This is a genomic window from Komagataeibacter sp. FXV3, assembly GCF_015155755.1.
GTDB lineage: Bacteria > Pseudomonadota > Alphaproteobacteria > Acetobacterales > Acetobacteraceae > Komagataeibacter.
This window is the reverse complement of record NZ_VWPI01000127.1, coordinates 1-7,910: the sequence shown is the minus strand read 5'-3', so window position 1 is coordinate 7,910 and position 7,910 is coordinate 1. Positions and strand designations below refer to the sequence as shown.

Here is a 7,910-nt window from a genome sequence, read left to right as displayed (position 1 = left end):
GGGCATGGCCACGGGTGCGGCGCTGGGTGTTGCGATGTCGCCTTATCGCTACCGGGGATATGGGTATGGTTATCCCTATCCGGCCTATGCCTACCCGCCGCCGCCCTATCCGGTTTATGTCTACCCGCCGCCTCCGCCACCACCGCCGCCGTATTACGGATATTACCGTTAGGCGCGGGCAGCCTGCACGAAACGGCGGATCAGTTCGGGTGACTTGACGCCGGGGGCTGACTCCACGCCGGATGAGACATCAACGGCGTGTGTACCGCTCTGCTGTATGGCGCGCTGGACATTATCGGGATTCAGTCCCCCCGCCAGCACCCACGGCACCGGGGCGCGCCATCCATGCGTCAGGGTCCAGTCAAAGGCATGGGCATTGCCGCCGGGACGGTCCGACCCGGCGGGCGCACAGGATTCAACCACCAGACCATCCACCTGACAGGTTTCTGGCAGGTCATGCCGGCTTGCGATGCCCACTGCGCCCCATACCGGCAGGCCAAGGCAAGTACGGATGGCTTCGGTCCGACCCGCATCATCATAGATCTGCAACCCGTCCAGCGGTACGAGGTCCAGCACGCGGCGGATATCATCATCGGTCGGGCGGACAAACAGGCCGATCCGCTTCGGGCCGTTCGCCGCCATGTCGCGCGCCAGCGTGCTGGCGGTTTCCGCCGTGACATGACGCGGTGAACGACTGAAAAACACGAACCCGACCCAATCCGCCCCGGCCTGCGTGGCCGCATCCAGACCCACATGGTCACGGATACCGCAGATCTTGACCCTGACCGGCATGGTGTCGTCCCCTGCCCCGTTCAGGCCGACAGTTCGGCAGCAATCGCCGCCGCCGCCGCCGCCGGGTCTTCCGCGCGGGTGATGGGACGCCCCACCACGATCCAGTCAGCCCCCGCCGCACGGGCCTGTGCCGGGGTCATGACTCGCTTCTGGTCCCCCAATGCGCTACCGGCGGGACGGATGCCCGGCACGACCAGTACCGGCCCATCGCCCAGCGCATGGCGCAGAGGCCTAATTTCATGCGAGGAGCACACCAGCCCATCCGCCCCCGACTCCATCGCCAGCCTGCCCAGACGGACAACCTGTTCCTCCACGCTGCCGGGCACGCCCACTTCATGCAGGCCCTGCGTATCCATGCTGGTCAGCACGGTAACAGCCAGCAGCAGCGGGCGGCTGCCGGACGGAAAGGTTTCATCCACCGCCTTGCGTGCGGCCGCAATCATGGCGCGGCCGCCACTGGCGTGGATGGTCAGCATGGCGGGCCGCAGGGCAGCAAGGCTGCCAATGGCGGACGCCACGGTATTGGGGATGTCGTGCAGCTTGAGGTCGAGGAACAGCGGACTGTCACCCGCGGCCTTTAGCACGGCATCCAGCCCACGGGCATAGGTGAACTCCAGCCCCAGCTTGACCGCGTCCGCATGGCCTGCCGCCTGTTCGCGCCAGCGCGTGGCCTGCGCCGTATCCTTGGTATCGAGGGCGACAATCAGGCGGGTGGACCGTCCAGGCATTGGCGGTGCTCCATGGTCAGGCATGCAGGTCATGATGACGTGCGGGAATTAAGGGATCAGACGCCCGGCGGCTTTTCCGCCGTGATGGCGGGCGGTGTCTCCACGGCGGGTTCCGTCGCGACGGGGCTGGCGGCGGCCGTTGTCTGTTCCGCCTCATATGCCTTCACCATCGGGGAATTGGCCGGGGCGGATGTCAGGCCGGGGGCACGGGCTGCCCCGGTATCATTTTCCGGCAGACGGGCACGCAGGGCGCGCACTTCCTGTTCGGCGCGGCGGGCACGGCGCATCTGGCGCAGGACAACGATCCACACACTGGCGGATCCCGTGGCATACAGCAGGGCGGCAACCAGCAGCGCCAGCACGCCGGGTGATGACGTCCATTTCCATTGCAGCCATGACAGTTCCACCGGCGCCTGGTTACAGGCCGCGAAAATGATCAGTGCCACGATCACGGGCAGGGTAATGAAAAGACGTATCATGATCCCTGTTCCCTACCGCCAAGAACAGGGGGCTGCAAGAAAATCAATTCATCCGGCGCGCGGCTTGATCGCACGCAACAGGCATGGTTGCCTGTAGGTCACAGGCCATGACACGCGGCAGGTCACCGGGACAGGGGCGAAACAATGGGCAAGGTTGTCGTTTTCCGGACCACGGCGCGACGTGACGAATCCTGGGCGGTTGTCGCCCGCACCGGACGCGACACGCGAATCGCCAGCATCTATCCCACACGCGCCAGCGCGGAAGCGGACTGTGAATGGCGCAGCCAGCAGGTGGCCGCCTACCGCAATTTCCTGGAACGCAATGAAATCGCGGTGCCACATTACAGCATCCGTCCCTATCGCCGCGCGGACCTGCCACGCACGTGGCGTCCCCTGCCCGCGCTGGGGTTCCTGCATGGCGGGTGCTGACGGTCCGGTAGTCGAAAAGCCATATCCGGCTTCATGATAAAAAATCACAAGATTTCTAGGTGTCACCTTATTTCAATATCTACAGGACGTTGCACGGGCAGATCGGCCCGCTTTCCCCCATTGGGGCAAGGCCATGGCGGTCGCGTTATATCCGCCCCATCGTGGCACTGAACACCGGAATATCCATTGCGGGACAGGCCAGGATAACAGGGATGGCAGGCCTTCCATCATGGGCGGCCATGATCCGCGCATATCTGCGGGCAGCCCCCATCGGCGGACGTGTTGCTTTTGCCCCGATAACAGGCAAAATCGTACCCGTCCCATCCAGGCTGCCTGCCGCAGTGCTGCAAAAATGGAAAGTTCATGACTGATACACCCGCTTCCCCTGCGTCCGTGCTGGAACAGGCGGACCGCACGCTTGATGACGCCCTGGCGCGGCTGTTCACGTTCCTGCGTATTCCCAGCATCTCCACCCAGCCGGAACACGCGGCGGATTGCAGGCAGGCGGCACAATGGCTGCGCGGTGAACTCGACAGCCTCGGCTTTGACGTAACATTGCATGAAACCCCGGGTCACCCCATTCTGGTGGCCCATGACCGCACGCCGCCCGCTGGCCCGCATGTGCTGTTTTATGGCCATTACGACGTGCAGCCTGTTGATCCGCTGGAATTATGGACGACCGCCCCGTTTGAACCCGCACTGGTCACGGCGGAAGACGGGCGCAGGCAGATCACCGCGCGCGGCGCATCGGATGACAAGGGTCAGGTCATGACCTTTATCGAGGCCCTGCGCGCCATCCGTGCCACGACCGGACAGATGCCGGTGCGTATCTCGCTCCTGATCGAGGGCGAGGAGGAATGCGGTGGTCCCAGCCTGCTGCCCTTCATGGAGACGCATCGCGAGGAACTGCGCGCTGATGTCGGGCTGATCTGTGATACCGCCATGCTGCCCGGCGTGCCCGCCATTACCACCACGCTGCGCGGCATGGTGGGGGAAGAAATCCACCTGCGCTGCGCGGACCGCGACCTGCATTCGGGCATTTACGGCAACGCCGCGCGCAACCCGGCGGAACTGCTGTGCCGGGTGCTGTCCTCCATCCGCGATGACGCCACCGGCCGCGTCACCCTGCCCGGTTTCTATGCCGGCGTTCAGGATCCGCCGGAAGCCTTGCGCGCGCGCTGGCGTGAAATCGCCCCTGACGACGCAACCTTCCTTGGGGATGTCGGGCTGTCGCAGCCTGCCGGGGAAAAGGGGTATACCGCCATCGAGCAGACATGGTGCCGCCCCAGTTTCGAAATCAACGGCATTTCCAGCGGTTATACGGCCGAAGGGTTCAAGACCGTGCTGCCGGGTGACGCCATGGCAAAGGTGTCATTCCGGCTGGTGGCGGGACAGGACCCGGTGCACATCCGCCAGGCCTTCTGTGCCCATGTACGTGGCCAGTTGCCACCTGACTGCACGGTGACCTTCACGCCCTGCGGCGGGTCGGTCGCCTGCGTCGTGCCCGATGACACCTTTGGCCTGCAACCCGCGCTGGGGGCGCTGGGGGATGAATGGGGCACGCCCGCGGTCACCATCGGCTGTGGCGGGTCGATCCCGGTCGCGGCCGACATGCAGCGTATCCTGGGCATGTCCGCCCTGCTGGTGGGCTTCGCGCTGGATGATGACCGTGTGCATTCCCCCAACGAGAAATATGACCTGACATCCTTCCACAAGGGCATCCGGTCGTGGATCCGCATCCTGTACGCCATGGGCACGGCTGATGCCTGATACCAGCCTGCCCCTTGCCCTGACCATGGGGGACCCGGCGGGAATCGGGCCGGAAATCACAGCAGGCGCATGGCGGGCCATGCGGCAGGGCACGACACCCTTCGCGGTGCTGGGTGATGCGGGGCTGATCGGACAGCATGACGTGCCGGTGCACGAAATCGCCACCATTGCACAGGCGGCCGAAGTCTTTGCCCACGCCGTGCCGGTGCTGCCGGTCGGGCTGCTGGCCCCGGTCCATGCAGGCCAGCCGGACAGCCGCAATGCCCCCGCCATCACCACATCCATCGCGCGCGCGGTGGAACTGGCCCACAACGGGCAGGCCGCAGCCGTGGTGACCAACCCGATCAGCAAGATCGTGCTGAAAAAAGCCGGTTTCGCCTATCCCGGCCATACCGAATACCTTGCTGCCCTGTGCAATGTGCCGGGGCGTGAGGTGATGATGCTGGCCTGCCCGGAACTGCGGGTCGTGCCCATTACCATCCATGTCAGCCTGCGCCGCGCGCTGGATGAACTGGACACCAGTGCCATCATTGCCGCCACCCGCACCACCCATGCGGCCCTACAGCGTGATTTCGGCATTGCGGCACCACGCATCGCCATTGCCGGCCTGAACCCCCATGCGGGCGAGGACGGCAGCATGGGCACGGAGGAACAGACCATCATTACCCCCGCCATCACCGCCCTGCGCGACGATGGCATGGACATAAGCGGGCCATGGCCGCCCGACACCATGTTCACGCCGCCTGCGCGGGCGCGCTATGACGTGGCGATGTGCATGTACCATGACCAGGCGCTGATCCCGCTCAAGACCATCGACATGACGCAGGGGGTCAATACCACGCTGGGGCTGCCCATCATCCGCACATCACCCGATCACGGCACCGCCTTTGACATTGCAGGGCGGGGCGTGGCCGATCCGTCCAGCCTTGTCGCGGCACTGCACATGGCCATGCAGATGGCCGAACACAGGAACAGGTCATGACCACATCTCCTGCCACGCCCATCCGGCTGGGCGTCAACATCGATCATATCGCCACCGTGCGGAACGCGCGTGGTGGCACACATCCCGACCCGGTAAAGGGCGCATTGCTGGCGCAGGCATCGGGCGCGGACGGCATCACCGCCCACCTGCGCGAGGACCGTCGCCACATCCGTGATGCCGATCTGGAGCGCCTGCGCGCGGACCTGTCGATCCCGCTGAACATGGAAATGGCCGCAACCGAGGAAATGACCACCATCGCCACCCGCCTGCGCCCGCATGCGTGCTGCCTGGTGCCCGAACGGCGGCAGGAGGTCACGACCGAAGGCGGACTGGATGTGCGTGGACAGGCCAGCGAACTGGCGCCACGCATCACCCGGCTGCGTGATGCGGGAATCCGTGTCTCGCTGTTCATTGATCCCGATCCCGCACAGATCGAAACGGCGGCGCAACTGGGGGCGGCCGTGGTGGAACTGCATACGGGTGCGTATGCCGATGCCATGGATGAGGCGGCGCGCGCGATTGAACACGGCCGCCTGATGGCAGGCGCGGAACATGCCGCACGGTGCGGACTGGAAGTCCACGCGGGTCATGGACTGACCTATGACAATGTCGGCCCGATTGCCACCCTGCCGCAGGTCATGGAACTGAATATCGGGCATTTCCTGATCGGGCAGGCCATTTTTGACGGACTGCCTGCCGTAATCCGCCACATGAAGGATGTGATCGCGGCGGCACGGAAATAGAAGAAGTTTCTGGTGGAGCTTTTTTCAAAAAGCTTCGAAGAATGCCACCTTTTTGAAAAAAGGCGGCACCCAGAAACTTTTATCAGTCAGCCGCCTGTACCACCTACGGTCAGGCCCGTCATCTTGAGCGTAGGCTGGCCCACACCCACCGGCACGCCCTGCCCCGACTTGCCACAGGTGCCAATACCGGGATCAAGGGCGGGTTCACCGCCAATCATGGTCACCTTGGTCATTGCATCAGCGCCATTGCCGATCAGGGTGGCCCCCCGTACGGGCGTGGTGATCTTCCCGTCCTCGATCATGTAGGCTTCGGATGCGGCAAACACGAATTTGCCCGATGTGATGTCCACCTGCCCCCCACCGAAATTGACCGCATACAGCCCGCGCTTCGTGCTGCGGATCATGTCGTCGGTCGTGGCGTCACCGCCCAGCATGATGGTGTTGGTCATGCGCGGCATGGGCGCATGGGCATAGGACTGCCGCCGTCCGTTGCCGGTGGGGGCAACACCCATGAGACGGGCATTGAGACGATCCTGCAGGTAGCCGGTCAGGATGCCGTCCTCGATCATCACGGTGCGGCCGGTGGGGGTGCCTTCATCATCAATGGTCAGGCTGCCCCGGCGTTCGGGCAGGGTGCCGTCATCCACCACCGTCACACCGGGGGCCGCCACCCGCTTGCCCATAAGCCCGGCAAAGGCGGACGTGCCCTTACGGTTGAAATCACCTTCCAGCCCATGGCCCACGGCTTCATGCAGCAGGATACCGGGCCAGCCGGCACCCAGCACCACTTCCATTTCCCCTGCCGGGGCAGGACGGGCATCAAGGTTGACCAGCGCCATGCGCAGGGCCTCGTCCACCGCACCCTGCCACACCTGCGGCGACAGCAGACGGGTATAGGAATAACGGCCACCCAGACCGTGGCCACCGCTTTCACGCCGCCCGTCCTGTTCCACCACCACTGATACGTTCATGCGTACCAGCGGGCGGATATCGGCCATACGCTGCCCGTCGGGGCGGACAATCTGGATGGCCTGCCATTCCGCGGAAATGGAGGCCATGACCTGCACCACGCGCGGGTCACGCGCGCGGGCATAGGCGTCCAGTTCCGACAGCATGGCGGCGCGGGAGGCAAAGGCCCCTTCTTCCAGCGGGTTGATATCGGGATACAGGCGGTGATTGGTCGAACGCGGCCCCACGGCCAGCGTGCCCGAACGACCCGCCCTGATCTGGCTGACGGTTTCCCCGGCCCGGCGGATCGCGCTTTCGCTTATGTCATCGGAATGGGCAAAGCCGGTTTCAGCCTCCAGCACGGCGCGCAGGCCGAAACCGGAAGAAGTGTCGAAGGTGGCGGAACGGATTACCCCCTCATCCAGCGAAATCGCCTCGCTTTCACGATATTCCAGGAAAAGTTCGCCATCATCCATCCCCTCCAGCGCATGGCGAACCAGACGTTCGGCATCGGGGCGGCCAAGGCGCGCGCCCGCCCGTTCAAAAAACAGGGCATCAGTTGCAGCCAGCGGGGAAAGACCCTGAAGGGATGAGGGCATGAAACGGTGACTCCGGTTGGCGGAACAGGAATGAAAGGACATGGATGCCCGGACCCCATGGGCCGGGAGGGCAGGCAGCATAACCGGTTTTGCCCACTGGGGAAAAGCTGGTCTCTCTTCATGACAGGTACCATGCTTAAAAATGAACTTCCCTCCATCTGGAGGGTTTTCCTTTGTGGTAGGGACACAAGGCAAGGCATGGTGCGAAAATCAGGTTTTTATTATTTGGAGAAATGGCGTCTCGTGAAAGTTTCCCTCCTGTGCGGTTCTAGTCTGACCCGGTCCGTGCCCCGTCAGGCCGGGCTGTTGCTGGCCGGCCTTCTTTATACAGGCTCGCCCGCCTTGGCCCAGGCGACGCCGACCCCGTCACAGGTGGCCCCCACGGCGTCGTCCGCTGCTGTCCCCTCCTCGCCCCCCACCGGCACGGATGGGACAACAGC

General features: G+C 64.3%; 8 protein-coding genes. 4 read left to right on the top strand and 4 right to left on the bottom strand.

The annotated features are described in order from the left end of the window. Positions 1–168: 168 nt before the first annotated feature. From F1542_RS11620 to F1542_RS11610, 3 genes are read right to left on the bottom strand one after another with little or no spacing between them, the layout of a single operon-like run. Positions 169–792 (bottom strand): phosphoribosylanthranilate isomerase, encoded by a 624-nt coding sequence (locus F1542_RS11620; RefSeq protein WP_193733187.1) that lies wholly within the window; start codon positions 790–792, stop codon positions 169–171. Between the two features lie 20 nt (positions 793–812). Further along, positions 813–1,520, bottom strand: a complete 708-nt coding sequence (gene pyrF, locus F1542_RS11615; RefSeq protein ID WP_193733186.1) for an orotidine-5'-phosphate decarboxylase — start codon at positions 1,518–1,520, stop codon at positions 813–815. A gap of 56 nt (positions 1,521–1,576) precedes the next feature. Next, on the bottom strand, positions 1,577–1,999 hold the full coding sequence (locus tag F1542_RS11610) for a LapA family protein (protein WP_193733185.1): 423 nt from the start codon (positions 1,997–1,999) through the stop codon (positions 1,577–1,579). A gap of 144 nt (positions 2,000–2,143) precedes the next feature. Between F1542_RS11610 and F1542_RS11605 the strand changes: the two genes are divergently transcribed. The 4 genes from F1542_RS11605 (at position 2,144) to F1542_RS11590 (ending at position 5,923) form a co-directional block, all read left to right on the top strand. Beyond that, a complete protein-coding gene (locus F1542_RS11605) occupies positions 2,144–2,428 on the top strand; it encodes a hypothetical protein (RefSeq protein ID WP_193733184.1) in 285 nt (94 codons plus the stop codon). 363 nt (positions 2,429–2,791) lie between these two features. Further along, positions 2,792–4,198, top strand: a complete 1,407-nt coding sequence (locus F1542_RS11600; RefSeq protein WP_193733183.1) for a M20/M25/M40 family metallo-hydrolase — start codon at positions 2,792–2,794, stop codon at positions 4,196–4,198. After that, positions 4,191–5,180: a 4-hydroxythreonine-4-phosphate dehydrogenase PdxA gene (gene pdxA / locus F1542_RS11595; RefSeq protein WP_193733182.1), complete on the top strand. Its 990-nt coding sequence runs from the start codon at positions 4,191–4,193 to the stop codon at positions 5,178–5,180. The genes F1542_RS11600 and pdxA overlap by 8 nt, the downstream gene beginning before the upstream one ends. Further along, positions 5,177–5,923, top strand: a complete 747-nt coding sequence (locus F1542_RS11590; RefSeq protein ID WP_193733181.1) for a pyridoxine 5'-phosphate synthase — start codon at positions 5,177–5,179, stop codon at positions 5,921–5,923. The genes pdxA and F1542_RS11590 overlap by 4 nt, the downstream gene beginning before the upstream one ends. Positions 5,924–6,009: 86 nt before the next feature. On the opposite strand, the gene tldD is transcribed toward F1542_RS11590, so the two are convergent. Continuing rightward, positions 6,010–7,470, bottom strand: a complete 1,461-nt coding sequence (gene tldD, locus F1542_RS11585) for a metalloprotease TldD (protein WP_193733180.1) — start codon at positions 7,468–7,470, stop codon at positions 6,010–6,012. Positions 7,471–7,910 lie beyond the last annotated feature (440 nt).